At 62.0% G+C, this 18,000-nt stretch carries 18 protein-coding genes; 13 read left to right on the top strand and 5 right to left on the bottom strand.

The annotated features are described in order from the left end of the window. Positions 1 to 70 precede the first annotated feature (70 nt). Complete coding sequence (locus tag B7Y64_RS15445) at positions 71 to 343, bottom strand: DUF1653 domain-containing protein (protein ID WP_291326828.1); 273 nt, start codon at positions 341 to 343, stop codon at positions 71 to 73. Positions 344 to 524: 181 nt separating this feature from the next. On the opposite strand from B7Y64_RS15445, the gene B7Y64_RS15440 reads away from it, so the two are divergent. Further along, complete coding sequence (locus tag B7Y64_RS15440; RefSeq protein ID WP_291329337.1) at positions 525 to 1,799, top strand: RsmB/NOP family class I SAM-dependent RNA methyltransferase; 1,275 nt, start codon at positions 525 to 527, stop codon at positions 1,797 to 1,799. A 207-nt stretch (positions 1,800 to 2,006) separates the two neighbouring features. After that, the gene (locus B7Y64_RS15435) at positions 2,007 to 3,221 is read left to right on the top strand and encodes a fatty acid desaturase (RefSeq protein WP_291326832.1); all 1,215 of its coding nucleotides are present in this window, start codon (positions 2,007 to 2,009) and stop codon (positions 3,219 to 3,221) included. Positions 3,222 to 3,370: 149 nt separating this feature from the next. On the opposite strand, the gene rpmG is transcribed toward B7Y64_RS15435, so the two are convergent. The 3 genes from rpmG to trxB all read right to left on the bottom strand — a co-directional run bounded on the left by rpmG (position 3,371) and on the right by trxB (position 5,006). Then, complete coding sequence (gene rpmG / locus B7Y64_RS15430; RefSeq protein ID WP_005797189.1) at positions 3,371 to 3,541, bottom strand: 50S ribosomal protein L33; 171 nt, start codon at positions 3,539 to 3,541, stop codon at positions 3,371 to 3,373. Positions 3,542 to 3,552: 11 nt separating this feature from the next. Continuing rightward, on the bottom strand, positions 3,553 to 3,786 hold the full coding sequence (rpmB, locus tag B7Y64_RS15425; RefSeq protein ID WP_007859763.1) for a 50S ribosomal protein L28: 234 nt from the start codon (positions 3,784 to 3,786) through the stop codon (positions 3,553 to 3,555). Positions 3,787 to 4,052: 266 nt separating this feature from the next. Beyond that, positions 4,053 to 5,006, bottom strand: coding sequence for a thioredoxin-disulfide reductase (gene trxB / locus B7Y64_RS15420; protein ID WP_024814304.1), 954 nt, complete (start codon positions 5,004 to 5,006; stop codon positions 4,053 to 4,055). Positions 5,007 to 5,506: 500 nt separating this feature from the next. Between trxB and B7Y64_RS15415 the strand changes: the two genes are divergently transcribed. The 11 genes from B7Y64_RS15415 (at position 5,507) to B7Y64_RS15365 (ending at position 17,379) form a co-directional block, all read left to right on the top strand. Next, positions 5,507 to 7,837, top strand: a complete 2,331-nt coding sequence (locus B7Y64_RS15415; protein WP_291326826.1) for a DNA translocase FtsK — start codon at positions 5,507 to 5,509, stop codon at positions 7,835 to 7,837. Positions 7,838 to 7,888: 51 nt separating this feature from the next. Continuing rightward, positions 7,889 to 8,521: an outer membrane lipoprotein chaperone LolA gene (gene lolA / locus B7Y64_RS15410; RefSeq protein ID WP_291326824.1), complete on the top strand. Its 633-nt coding sequence runs from the start codon at positions 7,889 to 7,891 to the stop codon at positions 8,519 to 8,521. A gap of 260 nt (positions 8,522 to 8,781) precedes the next feature. Beyond that, positions 8,782 to 9,726 carry a hypothetical protein gene (locus tag B7Y64_RS15405; RefSeq protein WP_291326822.1) on the top strand — a complete coding sequence of 315 codons (945 nt, stop codon included), beginning with the start codon at positions 8,782 to 8,784 and terminating at the stop codon, positions 9,724 to 9,726. A 47-nt stretch (positions 9,727 to 9,773) separates the two neighbouring features. Beyond that, the gene (locus B7Y64_RS15400) at positions 9,774 to 11,108 is read left to right on the top strand and encodes a replication-associated recombination protein A (protein ID WP_291326820.1); all 1,335 of its coding nucleotides are present in this window, start codon (positions 9,774 to 9,776) and stop codon (positions 11,106 to 11,108) included. Between the two features lie 347 nt (positions 11,109 to 11,455). Then, positions 11,456 to 12,385 carry a branched-chain amino acid ABC transporter permease gene (locus tag B7Y64_RS15395; protein ID WP_114655350.1) on the top strand — a complete coding sequence of 310 codons (930 nt, stop codon included), beginning with the start codon at positions 11,456 to 11,458 and terminating at the stop codon, positions 12,383 to 12,385. Between the two features lie 13 nt (positions 12,386 to 12,398). Then, complete coding sequence (locus B7Y64_RS15390) at positions 12,399 to 13,475, top strand: ABC transporter ATP-binding protein (protein ID WP_024814310.1); 1,077 nt, start codon at positions 12,399 to 12,401, stop codon at positions 13,473 to 13,475. Between the two features lie 20 nt (positions 13,476 to 13,495). Then, on the top strand, positions 13,496 to 14,278 hold the full coding sequence (locus B7Y64_RS15385) for an ABC transporter ATP-binding protein (protein ID WP_024814311.1): 783 nt from the start codon (positions 13,496 to 13,498) through the stop codon (positions 14,276 to 14,278). A gap of 2 nt (positions 14,279 to 14,280) precedes the next feature. After that, positions 14,281 to 15,009 carry an ABC transporter ATP-binding protein gene (locus B7Y64_RS15380; protein ID WP_024814312.1) on the top strand — a complete coding sequence of 243 codons (729 nt, stop codon included), beginning with the start codon at positions 14,281 to 14,283 and terminating at the stop codon, positions 15,007 to 15,009. Between the two features lie 182 nt (positions 15,010 to 15,191). Continuing rightward, entirely contained in the window at positions 15,192 to 15,554 is a 363-nt protein-coding gene (locus B7Y64_RS15375; RefSeq protein ID WP_291326769.1) for a DMT family protein, read from the top strand. 148 nt (positions 15,555 to 15,702) lie between these two features. After that, complete coding sequence (locus B7Y64_RS15370) at positions 15,703 to 16,350, top strand: DUF47 domain-containing protein (RefSeq protein WP_024814314.1); 648 nt, start codon at positions 15,703 to 15,705, stop codon at positions 16,348 to 16,350. A gap of 18 nt (positions 16,351 to 16,368) precedes the next feature. After that, complete coding sequence (locus B7Y64_RS15365) at positions 16,369 to 17,379, top strand: inorganic phosphate transporter (protein ID WP_291329334.1); 1,011 nt, start codon at positions 16,369 to 16,371, stop codon at positions 17,377 to 17,379. A gap of 81 nt (positions 17,380 to 17,460) precedes the next feature. Here B7Y64_RS15365 and B7Y64_RS15360 read toward each other — a convergent pair whose 3' ends face one another. Next, positions 17,461 to 17,907, bottom strand: a complete 447-nt coding sequence (locus tag B7Y64_RS15360; RefSeq protein ID WP_024814316.1) for a hypothetical protein — start codon at positions 17,905 to 17,907, stop codon at positions 17,461 to 17,463. Positions 17,908 to 18,000 lie beyond the last annotated feature (93 nt).

Here is an 18,000-nt window from a genome sequence, read left to right as displayed (position 1 = left end):
CCCGCTGCAGGTGGAATGATTTAGCTATTAAAATAATAGCTGTTAGCGCTTTATGGGTAAGGGCTAGAGCCTATTTTGACTCAAATTCATTGCCGGAACCCGCGCAATCGCCGTACCGCTCAAACCGTGGCCGCACCACGCCGTCGATGAGCACCTGTTCTTCAAACATGGCGGCGGGGCGCACCCACAGGCCGCGCTGGCCATAGAGCGCGCGGTACAGCGTCATGGGCTCCAGGGTCTCGCTGTGGCGCACGGTGTCGAGCACCTCGTAGAGCATTCCCTTGTAGTGGCGGTACAGGCCTGGTGGTGTGCGGATGAGAGCGGGCAGGTCGTTTTCGTTCATGGCAGGAGTGGCGGAAAAAAGAGAGACGCGTGAAGGGGGACCGCAAAGCCTGCAGATTGTGGACGCCTGCTGCGTGGGGGCGAGCATTCCAGCGCCAGCAGCAGTGCGTAGCGTGCCGCGGTGTTGTGGTGCTGGGAGTGGGGGCACGCGCTGATCGGGGTGTCGGTGGGACAATCGGGGCATGCACCCCAAAGTACTTATCGATGCCTGTGCCGAACTCATCCGGCTCACCCTCACCTTCGAACACCCCGCCGACGCTGTGGTCTCGCGGTTTTTCCGCGACAACCGGGGCCTTGGCCCCCGCGAGCGCGCCACGCTGGCCGAGACGGTTTACAACGTGCTGCGCAAAAAGCTGTTGTTTGACCACATGGCCCCTTCGGGTTCCGGCCCCAAAGAGCGCCGCCTGGCCATTCTGGGGTTCCATGGCCCGCGCGACTTTTTGCTGGGCGGCCTGACCGATCAAGAAAAGAACTGGCTCGAACAATGCGACTCCGTCAAGCCCGATGACCTGATGGAGCGGCACCGCCACAACCTGCCCGAATGGCTGGTGCAGCCCCTCAAGGACCAGCTGGGCGCAGGCTTTTGGCCGCTGGTAGAGAGCCTTTCGCAAAGTGCGCCACTGGATCTGCGTGTCAATGCCTTGAAGGAAAAACGGGCAGATGTGCAGAAGGAGCTTGCGAAAGCAGCTATTAAATCGGTAGCAACCCCTTATTCTCCGTGGGGCCTGCGCATTGAAGGCAAGCCCGCGCTGACCAAGCTGGATGCCTTCACGCGCGGCGCCATCGAGGTGCAGGACGAAGGCTCGCAGCTGCTGGCCCTGCTGCTGGACGCCAAGCGTGGCGAAATGGTGGTGGATTTTTGCGCGGGCGCGGGCGGCAAGACGCTGGCCATTGGCGCCACCATGCGCAGCACCGGCCGCCTGTATGCGTTTGATGTGTCGGCCCACCGGCTCGATGCGCTCAAACCAAGGCTGGCGCGCAGCGGCCTGTCGAACGTGCACCCGGCGGCCATTGCCCACGAGCGCGACGAGCGCATCAAGCGCCTGGCGGGCAAGATGGATCGGGTGCTGGTGGATGCACCTTGTTCGGGCCTGGGCACGCTGCGCCGCAACCCCGACCTCAAATGGCGCCAGTCGGCCAAAAGCGTGCAGGAACTGGTGGCCAAACAAACCGCCATCCTGGACAGCGCAGCGCGCCTGCTCAAGCCGGGTGGGCGACTGGTGTATGCCACCTGCAGCATCCTGCCCCAGGAAAACGAGGCGATTGCCGAGGCGTTCAGCGCCGCGCACCCGGATTTCGAGATGCTGGAGGCCGGTGAATTGCTGGAGCAACTGAAAGTGGCAGATGCCCGCAGCCTGTGCAGCGGCGGTGCCTCGGGCACTGGCTATTTGCGTCTGTGGCCCCACCTGCACCAGACCGACGGGTTTTTCGCGGCAGTCTGGGCCAAAAAGGCCTGAGAAGGGTGAAACAACCCGGGACGCCCGCTTAGGCGCTCCGGGTTCATTCACACTTTCTTACCCGATCAGCGGGGGCGCGCACCGGCTCCGTCGGTTGAAAATGGGCCTGAACGCGTTGCCATGCACCGAACTCACGCGAGGCGTGGCACTCCAGGAGTTGCAGTCCGTTCTGTTGGGTGCGGGTTTGCTGAAGCAAGGGGGCTGATGATGCTGTTACCCGATGGGGCTGTATTGAACGCCGCCGTGGATTGGCTGGGCCATGGCTTGTGGCGCCTGACCTGGTGGCAGATCGTGCTGTACACCCTGGCAACCACCCACCTCACCATTGCAGCGGTCACGATTTTTCTGCACCGCTCACAGGCGCACCGCGCGCTCGATCTGCACGCCATTCCCGCGCATTTCTTTCGTTTCTGGCTGTGGATGGGCACGGGCATGGTCACCAGGGAATGGGTGGCGATTCACCGCAAGCACCACGCCAGATGTGAAACCGTGGACGACCCCCACAGCCCGCAGACGCGCGGCCTGGGCACCGTGATGTGGCGCGGCGCCGAGCTGTACCGTGCCGAGTCGAAGAACCTGGAAACAATCAAAAAGTTTGGCCACGGCACACCGAACGACTGGATCGAGCGCAACCTGTACAGCCGCTTCAGCTGGCAGGGGGTGGCGCTGATGCTGATTCTGGATCTGGCCCTGTTTGGTGCGCTGGGCGCTGCTGTGTGGGCCGTGCAGATGGTCTGGATACCTTTTTGGGCGGCTGGCGTGGTCAATGGTGTGGGCCACTACTGGGGCTATCGCAACTTCGAGGCGCACGACGCCAGCACCAACTTCTCGCCCTGGGGCATCGTCATTGGCGGCGAAGAGCTGCACAACAACCACCACACCTACCCCACGTCGGCCAAGTTTTCGGTCAAGCCCTATGAGTTCGATATCGGCTGGGCCTATATCCGCCTGATGCAGGCGATGGGCTGGGCCACGGTCAAAAAAGTGCCGCCCAGGCTGCAACTGGGCGAGGTGAAGCCCGTGGCCGACGAAAAGACGCTGGAGGCCCTGATTGCCAACCGCTATGAAGTGATGGCCGCCTATGCGCGCGGTGTGCGCCACGCCTGCCGGGCCGAGCTGGCCGCGTTGCAGGCGCGCCAGGCTGATGCAACGGTGCTCAAGGTGGCCAGGCGCTGGCTGCACCGCGATGTGGAAAAGGTGCCCGCCATGGCATTGCCGCAATTGGCGCAGGTGCGCGCCGCTTCGCCCGTGCTCGACACCATGATCACCATGCGTGAGGAATTGCGCCAGCTGTGGCTGAACACCTCGCGCTCGCGTGAGCAGCTCACGCTGGATCTGCAGGCCTGGTGCCGCCGGGCCGAGGAGAGTGGCATTGCGGCGCTGCATGATTTTTCGATGCGCTTGCGCGCGGCGCAGGCCTGACGGTTGCCCTGATGATGATTGAGCCCCGCCCGCCGGGGCGACAACGCAGCGGGTGTTTTGGCAAGTTCACCCTCGCATGGTGGGCGCGGGCATGAAAAAACCGCCCAACCTTGCGGCAGGGCGGTTTTTCCGAAAGACCTGAGGCTGAATTACTTCAGCTTCATTTCCTTGTATTCGACATGCTTGCGAGCCTTGGGATCAAACTTCATGATCGCCATCTTCTCGGGCATGGTCTTCTTGTTCTTGGTCGTGGTGTAGAAATGACCGGTACCCGCAGTGGATTCCAGCTTGATCTTGTCGCGTCCGCCTTTGCTTGCCATGGTGCTTCTCCTTAAGCCTGACCACGTGCGCGCAGGTCTGCGAGCACCGAGTCGATACCGTTCTTGTCGATCAAACGCAGGGCAGCGCTCGAAACACGCAGGCGAACCCAGCGGTTTTCGGTCTCAACCCAGAAACGGCGGTATTGCAGGTTCGGCAGGAACCGGCGCTTGGTTTTGTTGTTGGCGTGGGAAACGTTGTTCCCGACCATGGGCTTCTTGCCCGTTACGTCGCAGACGCGTGCCATGAGGACACTCCGATACTTTTTAACGGCCGTTCGCTGGGCCCTGGGCTTGTTTGCCCAGGTTGGCTAGCGGCCTCACCTCGCCAGAAGGGGTGGCGGTAACCCGATTTGCCTGTTTCGGAGGACCGCAAAAACGGGCCGAATTCAGCAAAGCCGCAGATTATAGCCTGCGGCTCACTTTTTGTCGCCGGGCCGCCCCAAGAGAGATAAGCCCCCACTAGGAGGCAGCGACCCGCACAGCGACGGAGCCTGGGGACGCCCTGGCTCTCTCAAGACTCCTGTTCGAGGAAGCGCTGGGCGTCCAGGGCCGCCATGCAGCCGGTGCCTGCACTGGTGATGGCCTGGCGGTACACATGGTCCTGCACGTCGCCCGCGGCAAAGATGCCAGGCACGCTGGTCTGCGTGGCAAAGCCCTTGAGGCCGCCTTGCGTGACGATATAGCCGTTTTCCATGGTCAGCTGGCCCTGGAAGATGTCGGTATTGGGCGCATGGCCAATGGCGATGAAGCAGCCTTGCAGCGCGATGTCCTGCGTGCTGCCATCCACCGTGCTCTTGACGCGGATGCCCGTCACGCCCGTGTTGTCGCCCAGCACCTCGTCGAGGGTGTGGAACACCTTGAGCTCGATCTTGCCGGCAGCCACCTTTTCGTTGAGCTTGTCCACCAGAATGGGCTCGGCCTTGAATTTGTCGCGCCGGTGCACCAGCGTCACCTTGCGTGCAATGTTCGACAGGTACAGGGCCTCTTCCACGGCCGTGTTGCCGCCGCCTACCACGCACACGTCCTGGTCGCGGTAGAAGAAGCCATCGCAGGTGGCACAGCCCGAAACGCCCTTGCCCATGAAAGCCTCTTCGGAGGGCAGGCCCAGGTATTTGGCCGATGCGCCGGTGGCGATGATGAGCGAGTCGCAGGTGTAGGTGCCGCTGTCGCCCGTCAGCGTAAAGGGGCGCTGGCTGAAATCGACCTTGTTGATGTGGTCAAAAATGATTTGTGTCTTGAAGCGCTCGGCATGCTCCAGAAAGCGCTGCATCAGGTCCGGACCCTGCACGCCGTGCACGTCGGCTGGCCAGTTGTCCACCTCGGTGGTGGTCATGAGCTGGCCGCCCTGCGCGATGCCGGTGATGAGCACCGGGTTCAGGTTGGCGCGCGCCGCATAGACAGCCGCCGTATAGCCTGCAGGGCCAGATCCGAGGATCAGAACTTTCGCGTGTTGGGTGGTGGACATGGACTAAACCTGTGTTTTGCATTGGCCTCAAGCCAGATGCTGTTGAAAAAATGCGGAATCAGCCGTCAAGTATCCACCGCACGCGGCCTTTTCAGGTGACCCCTTATCAATCAGCGCGATTGTAAGAACCCATGAAAAACCTGTTGCGGCACAGGTTGCGCGATGCCATATCAACGGGGGCCGCGCTGATGGCGGTGGTGCGGGGGCGTGATGCGCGCGCCAGAACAGCAAGATAACGTCACGGGCGTTACCGGATGTTCGGGATGACCTGCATAACCCTCGCGGTCGGTGGTAGTGTGGATCGGGATGGGCCACAAGGCGTCTTTTTGCGGCCAATAGCTCGGCTATTGGCACGAAAAGCAGCGCAGTGGACCGCCCGAGGCCGCGCTATCACAGACCACAGGGAGTTATGCAGGTCATCCTTAATGTGTGTGGCTGGGTTGCCACTGCGGGACGGTGTGACCCTTGTGGTGCATGGGGTAAGCTTGCCCGGCACGCTTATGACCTATTCACTCAATACCCTGAATGCTTCTTCTTCGGCCCGGTCTGCACCCCGCACCGGTGCAGCCCGCTTCGGCCACGAAATAGGCCTTGTTGTGGGCCTGCTGGCGCTGGTTTTCTGGCTGCTGGCGCTGTCCAGCTACTCCGCACAGGACGCTGCCTGGTCCACCTCGGGCACGCGCGGCGACCGGTTGGTGGCCAATTGGGCAGGGCGGTTTGGTGCCTGGCTGGCTGACGGCAGCTATTTCATGCTGGGGTTTTCGGTGTGGTGGTGTGTGGCGGCAGGGGTGCGTGCCTGGATTGCTTCGCTGGCGCGCTGGATGCGTGGCGGCGAACCTGTGGTGGGTGCCGCAAGCCCCGCCGTGCGCCGTGCGTTGTTCTGGGGTGGGCTGGCGCTGCTCATGAGCGCCAGTACGGCGCTGGAATGGTCGCGCCTTTACCGCCTCGAAGCGCTGCTGCCGGGGCATGCGGGGGGCGTGCTGGGCTACATCGTGGGGCCTGCCAGTGTGAAATGGCTGGGTTTTACGGGCTCGGGCTTGCTGGGCATCGTGGTCCTGGTGCTGGGGGCTGCCCTTGTGTTCCGTTTTTCCTGGGGGCATGTGGCCGAGGTGCTGGGTGCCCGCATTGATGCCCTGGTGCGGTCGCGCCTGGCCCGCCGCGAAGTGGCCAAGGATGTGGCCGTGGGTCGCAGGGCCGCACGCGAGCGCGCCGTGGTGGTGCTGGAAGAGCGCACCGAAAGCGAAGAGCACCATCCTGCGCCGGTGCAGATCATCGAGCCGGTGCTGGCGGATGTGCCCCCAAGCGCCCGCGTGGTCAAAGAGCGGCAAAAGCCCTTGTTCACCGAAATGCCCGACAGCAAGCTGCCGCTGGTGGACCTGCTCGACGGCCCTTTGCTACGCCAGGAGACCGTGGCACCCGAGACACTGGAGATGACCAGCCGCCTCATCGAGAAAAAGCTCAAGGACTTTGGCGTGGAGGTGCGCGTGGTGGCGGCCATGCCCGGCCCGGTGATCACGCGCTACGAAATCGAGCCGGCCACCGGCGTGAAAGGCTCACAGATCGTGGGCCTGGCCAAAGACCTGGCGCGCTCGCTCAGCCTGGTGTCCATCCGCGTGGTGGAGACCATTCCCGGTAAAAACTATATGGCGCTGGAGCTGCCCAACGCCAAGCGCCAGTCCATCCGCCTGTCTGAAATTCTGGGCTCGCAGGTCTACCACGAAGCCAAGAGCATGCTCACCATGGGCCTGGGCAAGGACATCGTGGGCAACCCGGTGGTGGCCGACCTGGCCAAGATGCCGCATGTGCTGGTGGCCGGCACCACCGGATCGGGCAAATCGGTCGGTATCAACGCCATGATCCTCTCGCTCTTGTACAAGGCCGAGGCACGCGATGTGCGCCTGTTGATGATCGACCCCAAAATGCTGGAAATGTCGGTCTACGAAGGCATTCCGCACCTGCTGGCGCCCGTGGTCACCGACATGAAGCAGGCCGCCAACGGCCTGAACTGGTGCGTGGCCGAGATGGAGCGGCGCTACAAGCTCATGTCCAAGCTCGGTGTGCGCAACCTGGCGGGCTACAACGTCAAGATCGACGAAGCCAAGGCGCGCGAAGAATTCATCTACAACCCCTTCAGCCTCACGCCCGAAAGTCCTGAGCCGCTGCAGCGCTTGCCGCACATCGTGGTGATCATCGACGAGCTGGCCGACCTGATGATGGTGGTGGGCAAGAAGATCGAAGAGCTGATTGCCCGCCTGGCGCAAAAGGCGCGTGCGGCGGGCATTCACCTGATTTTGGCCACCCAGCGCCCCAGCGTGGATGTGATCACCGGCCTCATCAAGGCCAACATTCCCACCCGCATTGCGTTTTCGGTAGGCTCCAAGATCGACAGCCGCACCATCCTTGACCAGATGGGTGCCGAGGCCCTGCTGGGCATGGGCGACATGCTCTACATGGCCAGCGGCACCGGCCTGCCGATCCGTGTGCACGGCGCCTTTGTCAGTGACGAAGAAGTGCACCGCGTGGTGAGCTACCTCAAGAGCCAGGGCGACCCTGATTACATTGAGGGCGTGCTCGAAGGGGGAACTGTGGACGGCGACAGTGATCTGACCGCAGACGGTGGTGACGGCGGCGAGAAAGACCCCATGTACGACCAGGCCGTGGAAGTGGTGCTCAAAGACCGCAAGGCCAGCATCTCCTACGTGCAGCGCAAGCTGCGCATTGGCTACAACCGCTCGGCACGCCTGCTCGAAGACATGGAAAAGGCGGGTCTGGTCAGTGGCCTGACCACCAGCGGCCAGCGTGAAGTGCTGGTACCCGCACGCAGTGAATGACGGGGGCAGGGCAATGAGCCCGGCCCTGCGGTCACCCCAAAGGAGTTTCTGTTGAAAAAAATCGCTATTGCAATTTTGATAGCAGCTGGCGCACAGCTGGCAAGCGCTGACGGGCTAAAAAGCCTTGAATCCTTCATGAAGGGCAGCCAGACCGGCCGCGCCGACTTTACCCAGGTGGTCACCTCGCCCCCGAAAGACGGCCAGGTCGCGCGCACCAAAACCAGCAGTGGCACATTCGAGTTCCAGCGGCCGGGGCGGTTCAAGTTCGTTTACAAAAAGCCTTTCGAACAGACCATCGTGGCCGATGGGCAAACGCTGTGGCTTTACGACACCGATCTGAACCAGGTCACCCAGCGTGCCCAGTCCCAGGCTTTGGGCAGCACGCCCGCCGCGCTGCTGGCCTCTGCGCCCGACCTGTCGGCGCTGAAGGCCGATTTCACGCTGGAAGCCGCCCCCGACCAGGATGGCCTGCAATGGGTGCTGGCGCGTCCCAAGACCAAAGATGGCCAATTGCAGAGCGTGCGCGTAGGCTTTGCGGGTGAACAACTGGCCGCGCTCGACATTCTGGACAGCTTTGGCCAGCGCTCGGCCATCCGCTTCACGGGCATGCAGACCAACCCCGCCCTGCCGCCCGCCACCTTCCAGTTCAAGCCGCCGCAAGGCGCGGATGTGGTAAAGCAGTAAATTGCTGCGTAAAAGATAGCTGCGACCGCTTGAAGGTAAAGCGCTGGCAGTGCTTTTGACTGAGAGTTGATCTGCGCCACCCCAGCGCATCCACACAGACATGGTGCGGTGGTAGTCATTTCCGCAGACTGCCTGTTCTTGACCCGGGTTGGATGCGCTTGTCATGCAGAATCTCACTGTGATGATTTCATGGCGCATTCTTTAAAGTGCTGCAAGCAACACGGGGCGACCATGAATAAGCCAAATTCAAGGGGGGAACAGTGAAGCCAAAAAACCGAAGCCTGAATACTCGCGTGATCGCGTCGTGGTTGGCCATGCTCGCGCTGGGTAGCACGGCGACGTACGCGCATGCCCAGCAGTGGAAAGATGCTCCTGCCTACGACAAGGCCCAGGCAAAAAATGTTCTGGATCGCAGCACTTTGTACATGCCGCTGTTCGGTGCGGTTTACCGCGAGAAATTCGAGGTCATGCTTCAGAAGTTGCCGGGCGTGCGCGGCGTCATCATCCACAACCATGGATGCGGTGGCATGTGGGGCTGGGAAACCACGATTGCGCAGTTCTACTACCGTGAAGGCTTTGCCGTCGTCTCGCCGGAGTTCGTGACGCGCGATGGGAACAAGACGGGATGCCCTGGCGGATCGCCAGAAGAACAGCTTCGACGCGCTGGCGAGCGGGCCGCAGAGGGCATTTACACCGCCAAGAACCCCGCACGCCTCGCGGCGCGGGGCGACGACATTCAAGAAGTGATCCGGTGGATCAAAGCGCTCACGGACTTGCCGATTTTCTTGAGCGGTCACAGTGAGGGCTGCCGAACCACCTATAACTGGAATCGCAACGAACCCCAAGTTAAGGGCGGCATCTGCCACAAGCAGAGCGTGAACCGGCACTATGAGCATCTGTGGAAATGGGACACCCGATTGCCGATGTGGTCGTCCAACGAGGACTTAGACCCATGGGCTGGCGGCAGCAAACAGTTTCCCGCGGTCGGCTTTGAAGAGAAGTTCAAAGACAATCCGCAGAACCTCACTTCGTTCCGTTATCCGGGTAACAGCCATGATCCGCTGGTACGACCCGGCGAAGGTCAGAGTTTGAGAGAGTGGTTGAACAAGCAAGTCAGTTTGCCGCCGCTGAAGTCACAAAATGGCTTCAACTACGAAGACGCGTTGCCTGCCATCCAGAGCGAGCTGCAAAAGAAAAACCGATGAACACCGATGCGCTGGCGACTTGAAAAGCGGTCGCCGGCTTTTCGAACGTGAAACCTGCCGCAGTCTCCCACCAGCCCCTGGCCGAGCGCCTGCGCCCGCGCCAGCTCTCCGAAGTCATCGGCCAGCAGCATGTGCTGGGGCCGGGCATGCCGCTGCGCCTGGCGTTCGAGTCGGGCCGCCCGCACAGCTGCATCCTGTGGGGCCCGCCGGGTGTGGGCAAGACGACCATCGCGCGCCTCATGGCCGACGCGTTCGATGCGCAGTTCATCAGCATCAGCGCGGTGCTGGGTGGCGTCAAGGACATCCGCGACGCCGTGGAGCGCGCCGAGGCCGCGCGCGATGGGCTCATGCAGCAACGCACCATCGTGTTTGTGGACGAAGTGCACCGCTTCAACAAAAGCCAGCAGGATGCGTTCTTGCCGCATGTCGAAAGCGGGCTGTTCACCTTCATCGGAGCCACCACCGAGAACCCGTCGTTCGAGGTCAACTCCGCGCTGCTGTCGCGCGCGGCGGTGTATGTGCTGCAGCCGCTCTCTGTCGAGGATTTGAAGCAAATTGTGGCTCTAGCCCAATCGCAGAAAGCGCTACGTGCTATTGAAAATGAAGCGGTCGAGCGGCTTGTGGCGTATTCCGATGGCGATGCCCGGCGCCTGCTCAACACGCTGGAGACGCTGGAGATGGCGGCGCAGCAGGAGCAGCTGGCCGAAATCACCGACGCCTGGCTGCTCAAGGTGCTGGGCGAGCGCATGCGACGCTATGACAAAGGCGGCGAGCAGTTCTACGACACCATCAGCGCGCTGCACAAATCGGTGCGCGGCTCTGACCCCGACGCGGCGCTGTACTGGCTGGTGCGCATGCTCGACGGCGGCGCCGACCCGCGCTACATGGCGCGCCGCCTGGTGCGCATGGCCAGCGAAGACATTGGCCTGGCCGACCCGCGCGCGCTGCGCCTGGCACTCGACTGCGCCGAGGTGTACGAGCGCCTGGGCAGCCCCGAGGGCGAGCTGGCGCTGGCCGAATGCGTGGTCTACCTGGCCGTGGCGCCCAAGTCCAACGCCGTCTACAAGGCCTACAACGCCGCCCGCGCCCTGGTAAAGCAGGACAGCACGCGCCCCGTGCCCATGCACCTGCGCAACGCGCCCACCAAGCTCATGAAAGCGCTGGACTATGGCAAGGGCTACCGCTACGCGCACGACGAGGAGGGCGGTTTTGCCGCCGGCGAGCGCTACCTGCCCGACGGCATGGACGAGCCGGGCTTCTACCAGCCGGTCGAGCGGGGCCTGGAAATCAAGATTGCGCAAAAGCTGCGGGACATGCGCGCGCGCAATGCGGCCGTCGCTGTCACAGCCGCTGCCATCGACCCGGATCCGCAGACGCCTTGAACGCAACCTGCGGGCTGCACTGAATGCCATGGCCGCAGACGCCGCGATGGGTGTTGGCGGTGTGGCGGCCGCATGGGCACGCTTGCGGTGATAAATCTGAACGTCTTGTGCGGTAGGTCCATCAACCTTGCTTATGCACGGCGTCCCTGGCTGATGGGCCTGAAACCCAAGGGAAAACCCCGCCGACCGGGGCCCGGGCGGCCACAGACTACTCGCTACAATCCCGTCCTCAAACCCGCACAGCTGCACTCCTGGCGGGTTTTTTGCTACATGGCAGTCGGGCCCACAAGGCTGTACCGATTTCGGTGCCAAAGCGGTGGGTACGTCACAAACGAAGGACTTCTCTTATGGACATTTTGCTGCAGCAGATCATCAACGGTCTGGTTCTCGGCAGCATGTACGCCTTGATAGCCTTGGGCTACACGATGGTGTACGGCATTATTCAGCTGATCAATTTTGCCCATGGCGAAGTGCTCATGGTCGGCGCTCTCACCAGTTGGAGTTGCATAGGGCTCATGCAGGACGCCATGCCAGGCGCCCCCGGCTGGCTCATCCTGCTGCTGGCCACCATCATCGCCTGCGTGGTGGCCGCCACCCTCAATTTCGTGATCGAGAAGGTGGCTTACAAACCGCTGCGCACCAGCCCGCGTCTGGCGCCGCTGATCACGGCCATCGGCATGTCGATCCTGCTGCAGACGCTGGCCATGATCATCTGGAAGCCCAACTACAAGTCGTACCCCACCTTGCTGCCGGCCGCGCCGTTCGAGGTGGGCGGGGCGGTCATCACATCCACCCAGATTTTGATTCTGGGCGTGACCGTGGTGGCCCTGGCTGCGCTTATGTACCTGGTGAATTACACCAAGCTCGGCCGCGCCATGCGTGCCACGGCAGAAAACCCCCGCGTGGCCTCGCTCATGGGCGTCAAACCCGACATGGTGATCTCGGCCACCTTCATCATCGGCGCCGTCCTGGCCGCCATCGCCGGCATCATGTATGCGTCCAACTACGGCACGGCGCAGCACACCATGGGCTTCCTTCCAGGGCTCAAGGCCTTCACGGCGGCGGTTTTTGGCGGCATCGGCAATCTGGCCGGCGCCGTGGTGGGGGGCATCCTGCTGGGCCTGATCGAGGCCATCGGTTCGGGCTACATCGGTGCGCTCACGGGCGGTGTGCTGGGCAGCCACTACACCGACATCTTTGCGTTCATCGTGCTCATCATCATCCTGACGCTGCGCCCCTCGGGCCTGCTGGGTGAGCGTGTGGCGGATCGCGCCTGAGGAGCACCAGACCATGAAAAACACCAAACTCAACTGGATCCTGGGCGGCATTGCCCTGCTGGTCCTGCCACTGATCCTGCAATATTTCGGCAACGCCTGGGTGCGCATTGCCGACCTGGCGCTGCTCTATGTGATGCTGGCCCTGGGCCTGAACATCGTGGTCGGCTATGCCGGCCTGCTCGACCTGGGCTATGTGGCGTTTTATGCCGTGGGTGCCTACCTGTTTGCCCTGATGGCATCGCCGCACCTGGCGGACAACTTTGCGGCATTTGCCGCCATGTTTCCCAACGGGCTGCACACCTCGCTGTGGCTCGTGATACCACTGGCGGCGCTGGTGGCGGCGATCTTCGGGGCGGTGCTGGGGGCTCCCACCCTCAAGCTGCGCGGCGATTACCTGGCCATCGTGACCCTGGGCTTTGGCGAAATCATCCGCATCTTCCTGAACAACCTCGATCACCCCGTCAACCTGACCAACGGCCCCAAGGGCATGGGCCAGATCGACTCGGTCAAGATCTTCGGGCTCGATCTGGGCAAGCGGCTGGAGCTGTTTGGCTTTGACATCAACTCCGTCACGCTCTACTACTACCTGTTCCTGGTGCTGGTGGTCGTCAGCGTCATCATTTGCTACCGCCTGCAGGATTCGCGCATCGGCCGCGCCTGGATGGCCATCCGCGAAGACGAAATCGCCGCCAAGGCCATGGGCATCAACACGCGCAACATGAAGCTGCTGGCCTTTGGCATGGGGGCCTCGTTCGGCGGCGTGTCGGGCGCCATGTTCGGTGCCTTTCAGGGCTTTGTCTCGCCCGAGTCGTTCAGCCTGATGGAGTCGGTCATGATCGTCGCCATGGTGGTGCTGGGCGGCATTGGCCACATTCCTGGCGTGATTCTGGGCGCCGTGCTGCTGTCGGCCCTGCCCGAGGTGCTGCGCTATGTGGCCGGCCCGCTGCAGGCCATGACCGACGGGCGCATTGACTCTGCCATCCTGCGCCAGCTGCTCATCGCGCTGGCCATGATCGTCATCATGCTGTTGCGTCCCCGTGGTCTGTGGCCAGCGCCCGAGCGCGGCAAGAGCCTCACACAGAAGACCTGAACACCACAAAGAGCGAAAACATGGCAGAACAAAACAAAGATGTGGTGCTGCGGGTTGCCGGCATCTCCAAGCGCTTTGGCGGCTTGCAGGCGCTGTCCGACGTGGGCATCACCATTGAACGTGGCCAGGTTTATGGCCTGATCGGCCCCAACGGCGCGGGCAAGACCACGTTTTTCAACGTGATCACCGGCCTTTACACGCCCGACAGCGGCACGTTCGAGCTCGCGGGCAAGCCCTACGAGCCCACGGCCGTGCACGAAGTGGCCAAGGCGGGCATCGCCCGCACCTTCCAGAACATTCGCCTGTTCGCCGAAATGACGGCCTTGGAGAACGTGATGGTGGGCCGCCATATCCGCACCAAATCGGGCCTGCTGGGCGCCGTGCTGCGCACCAAGAGCTTCAAGGAAGAAGAGGCTGCCATTGCCAAGCGGGCGCAAGAGCTGCTTGAATACGTGGGCATTGGCAAGTTTGCCGACTACAAGGCGCGCACCCTGAGCTATGGCGACCAACGCCGCCTGGAGATTGCCCGGGCCCTGGCCACCGACCCCCAGCTGATCGCGCTGGACGAGCCCGCCGCCGGCATGAACGCCACCGAAAAGGTGCAGCTGCGCGAGCTGATCGACCGCATTCGCAACGACAACCGCACCATCTTGCTGATCGAGCATGACGTGAAGCTGGTGATGGGCCTGTGCGACCGCGTGACGGTGCTCGACTACGGCAAGCAGATTGCAGAAGGCACGCCTGCCACCGTGCAGAAGAACGAAAAAGTGATTGAGGCCTATCTGGGCACCGGAGGACACTGAGAATGGCCGAAAAATCCAACAAGGTTCTGCTGCAGGTGAAGAACCTGAAAGTGGCCTACGGCGGTATCCAGGCCGTGAAGGGTGTGGACTTCGAGGTGCGCGAAGGTGAGCTCGTGTCGCTGATCGGCTCCAACGGCGCCGGCAAGACCACCACCATGAAGGCCATCACCGGCACGCTGCCCATCAACGATGGCGACATCCTGTACCTGGGCGAAAGCATCAAGGGCAAGGGCGCGTGGGACCTGGTGAAAAAGGGCCTGGTGATGGTGCCTGAGGGCCGCGGCGTGTTTGCGCGCATGACCATCACCGAGAACCTGCAGATGGGCGCCTACATTCGCAACGACAAGGCAGGCATTGCGGCAGACATCGAGAAGATGTTCACCATCTTCCCGCGCCTGCGCGAGCGCAAGGACCAGCTGGCCGGCACCATGTCGGGTGGCGAGCAGCAAATGCTGGCCATGGGCCGCGCGCTGATGAGCCAGCCCAAGGTGCTGCTGCTCGACGAGCCCTCCATGGGCCTGTCGCCCATCATGGTGGACAAGATTTTTGAGGTGGTGCGCGACGTGTACCAGCTCGGCGTCACCATCTTGCTGGTCGAACAAAATGCCAGCCGCGCACTGGCCATTGCCGACCGCGGCTACGTGATGGAGTCGGGTCTGATCACCATGACCGGCCCTGGCCAGGAATTGCTGAGCGACCCGCGCGTGCGCGCCGCCTACCTGGGCGAGTGAGCGAGGCGCCTGCGGGCGCTGGCGTTCTTTCAAAGGCACTGCCGTGGCGGCAGTGCCTTTTTTTGTGACCGCCTGGTGGATGTAAAATGCTATATTAGTTATAGCTACCTGCGCTTATTCAATAAGGGCTAGAGCCGCATTGGGTTTGTATTTTGTTTTTATCGCTCTATGGCATGGTGTCCATGAACTATCTGCAATCGCTTCCCGTTGGTCTGCAAACCGTGATGTTGCTGGTGGCCGGCAATGTCTTCATGACGTTTGCCTGGTATGGCCACCTGAAGAACATGGCCACATCGCCCTGGTACATGGCGGCAGTGGTCAGCTGGGGCATTGCGCTGTTCGAGTATCTGCTGCAGGTGCCCGCCAACCGCATCGGCTACACGCAGTTCAATGTGGGGCAGCTCAAGATCATGCAAGAAGTCATCACGCTGTCGGTTTTTGTGCCTTTTGCGGTGTTTTATCTCGACCAGCCCCTGAAATGGGACTACCTGTGGGCGGGCCTGTGCATGCTGGGTGCGGTGTATTTCATCTTCCGCAGCGGGTGATTCTGGTGTGGCGCGCAGCGTCTGCGCCGGGCGTGAATTGGCGGGCGGTTAAACTTCGCGCATTCTTAAATGTCACAAATTGGTCACTTTTCCGTCATGAACGGATGGTAAGTGGCCATTTTTATTCCGATCCGTCCTAGGAGCTCCCATGCTGTTTGGCAAGCTATTGCCGCGCGAAGGCAATTTTTTCGAAATGTTCAACCAGCATGCGGACCGCATCGTCGAGGCCGCCCGGGCCTTTTCGCAGCTGGTGGCCAACTACAGTGATCCCCACCTGCGCGACAAGTACAACCAGGACGTGGACAACGCAGAGCGCGCTGCCGACCGCGTCACCCAGGATGTCAATCGGCTGATCCACAAGACGTTCATCACGCCGATCGACCGTGAGCAGATCCACTCGCTCATCAACACCATGGACGATGTGGCCGACCTGATCCAGGATTCGGCCGAGACCATGGCGCTGTACGACGTGCACCACATGACCGAGGAGATCACGCGCCTGACCGATCTGAGCCTGAAATGCTGCGAGCGTCTGCGCGACGCCGTGAGGCTGCTGGGCAAGATTGCGGACCCGGCCGTGGCAGAAGCCGCGCTCAAGACCTGTGAAGAAATCGACCGCCTCGAAAGCGACGCCGACCGCGTGATGCGCAGCGCCATGAGCAAGCTGTTTCGCGAAGAGCCCGATGTGCGCGAGGTGATCAAGCTCAAGGCCATTTACGAGCTGCTGGAGACCATCACCGACAAGTGCGAGGACGTGGCCAACTGCATCGAGGGCATCGTCCTCGAAAACTCCTGACCAACCGGGCGGATCAACATGGAAACCGTACAAGCAGCCCTGTGGGTTGTGGTTCTGCTCGTTGCCCTGGCGCTCCTGTTCGATTTCATGAACGGGTTTCACGACGCCGCCAATTCGATCGCCACGGTGGTGTCCACCGGCGTGCTCAAACCTGCCCAGGCCGTCCTGTTTGCCGCGTTCTTCAACGTGGTGGCCATTTTTGTCTTTCACCTCAGCGTGGCGGCTACGGTGGGCAAAGGCATTGTCCAGCCGGGCGTGGTGGACACCCATGTGGTGTTTGGCGCGCTGGTGGGGGCGATCACCTGGAACGTGATCACCTGGTACTACGGAATTCCCAGCAGCTCCTCGCATGCGCTGATTGGCGGCATCGTGGGTGCCGTGATCGCCAAGGCGGGTGCCGGCTCGCTGGTGTCCACCGGCATCCTCAAGACGGTGGCCTTCATTTTTGTGTCGCCATTGCTGGGCTTTTTGCTGGGCTCGCTGATGATGGTTGCGGTGTCATGGATGTTCAGGCGCGCACGCCCCAGCAGGGTGGACAAGTGGTTTCGCCGCCTGCAACTGGTATCGGCCGGAGCCTATAGCCTCGGGCACGGTGGTAACGATGCCCAAAAGACCATCGGCATCATCTGGCTGCTGCTGATCGCCACGGGTTATGCGTCGACCGCGGATGCCTCTCCGCCCACGTGGACCATCGTGAGCTGTTACCTGGCCATCGGTTTGGGCACCATGTTCGGTGGCTGGCGCATCGTGAAAACGATGGGGCAGAAAATCACCAAGCTCAAGCCCGTGGGCGGGTTCTGCGCCGAGACGGGCGGGGCGATGACGCTGTTCCTGGCCACCGCGATGGGGATTCCCGTGTCCACTACGCACACCATCACCGGCGCCATTGTCGGCGTGGGCTCCACGCAGCGCGCCAGCGCGGTGCGCTGGGGCGTGGCGGGCAACATCATCTGGGCCTGGGTTCTGACCATTCCGGCCAGCGCCTTCGTTGCGGCCATTGCCTACTGGGTCAGTCTGCAGCTGTATTGATTCTGCAATTTGCTATCAAAAAAAGAGCTGCAGGCGCTTGTCAATAAAGCGCTTTCAGCTCTTTTTGCTTGAAATCAGCCGTTATTGAGAGATCTTGCGTGCTTCCTCGATCTGGTATTCAAAGTAGCGCTGAAAGCTGAACGCCAGACTGGCCATCAACACGGTCGTGCCGATCATCAGCGCGAGGCCGATGGCGAAAATGGTGGCCCACCGGGTGCGGCCAGCAGGTGCGTCCGGTGCGGCCGCCGGGTTGAAGCGGTCATTCCATTTCTCGGGGGCCATGAGGCCATACAGAATGGCTTGCAGCGCACAGCCTGCGATGGTGAACCCGAGCAGCGGGATCAGCACCCAGCTGTAGTGATCATCCTGCCCCAGCGCCTGCACCCGCTGGATGCCGTACAGGCCCAGTGCAGTGGGAATGGGCAGCAGCCAGCCGATCATGTCGGAAAGGCCATGCAGATAAAAGCGGTGCAGGCCCAAAGGCCCGCCCACAAAGGCGAGCCAGGCCGCCACGGTTTTGTTTTTCATCGTCGGGCCGCCCCAAGATGAAAAGCGGCCCCCTCGGGGGGCAGCGACCACACGAAGTGGGGAGCGTGGGGGTAATGTTTCATCGTCGGGCCG

The sequence above is a fragment of the Acidovorax sp. 35-64-16 genome, from assembly GCF_002281195.1.
Taxonomy (GTDB): Bacteria; Pseudomonadota; Gammaproteobacteria; order Burkholderiales; family Burkholderiaceae_C; genus Acidovorax; species Acidovorax defluvii.
Note: the sequence above shows the minus strand (reverse complement) of the source record. Positions and strands in the feature narration are given on the sequence as shown.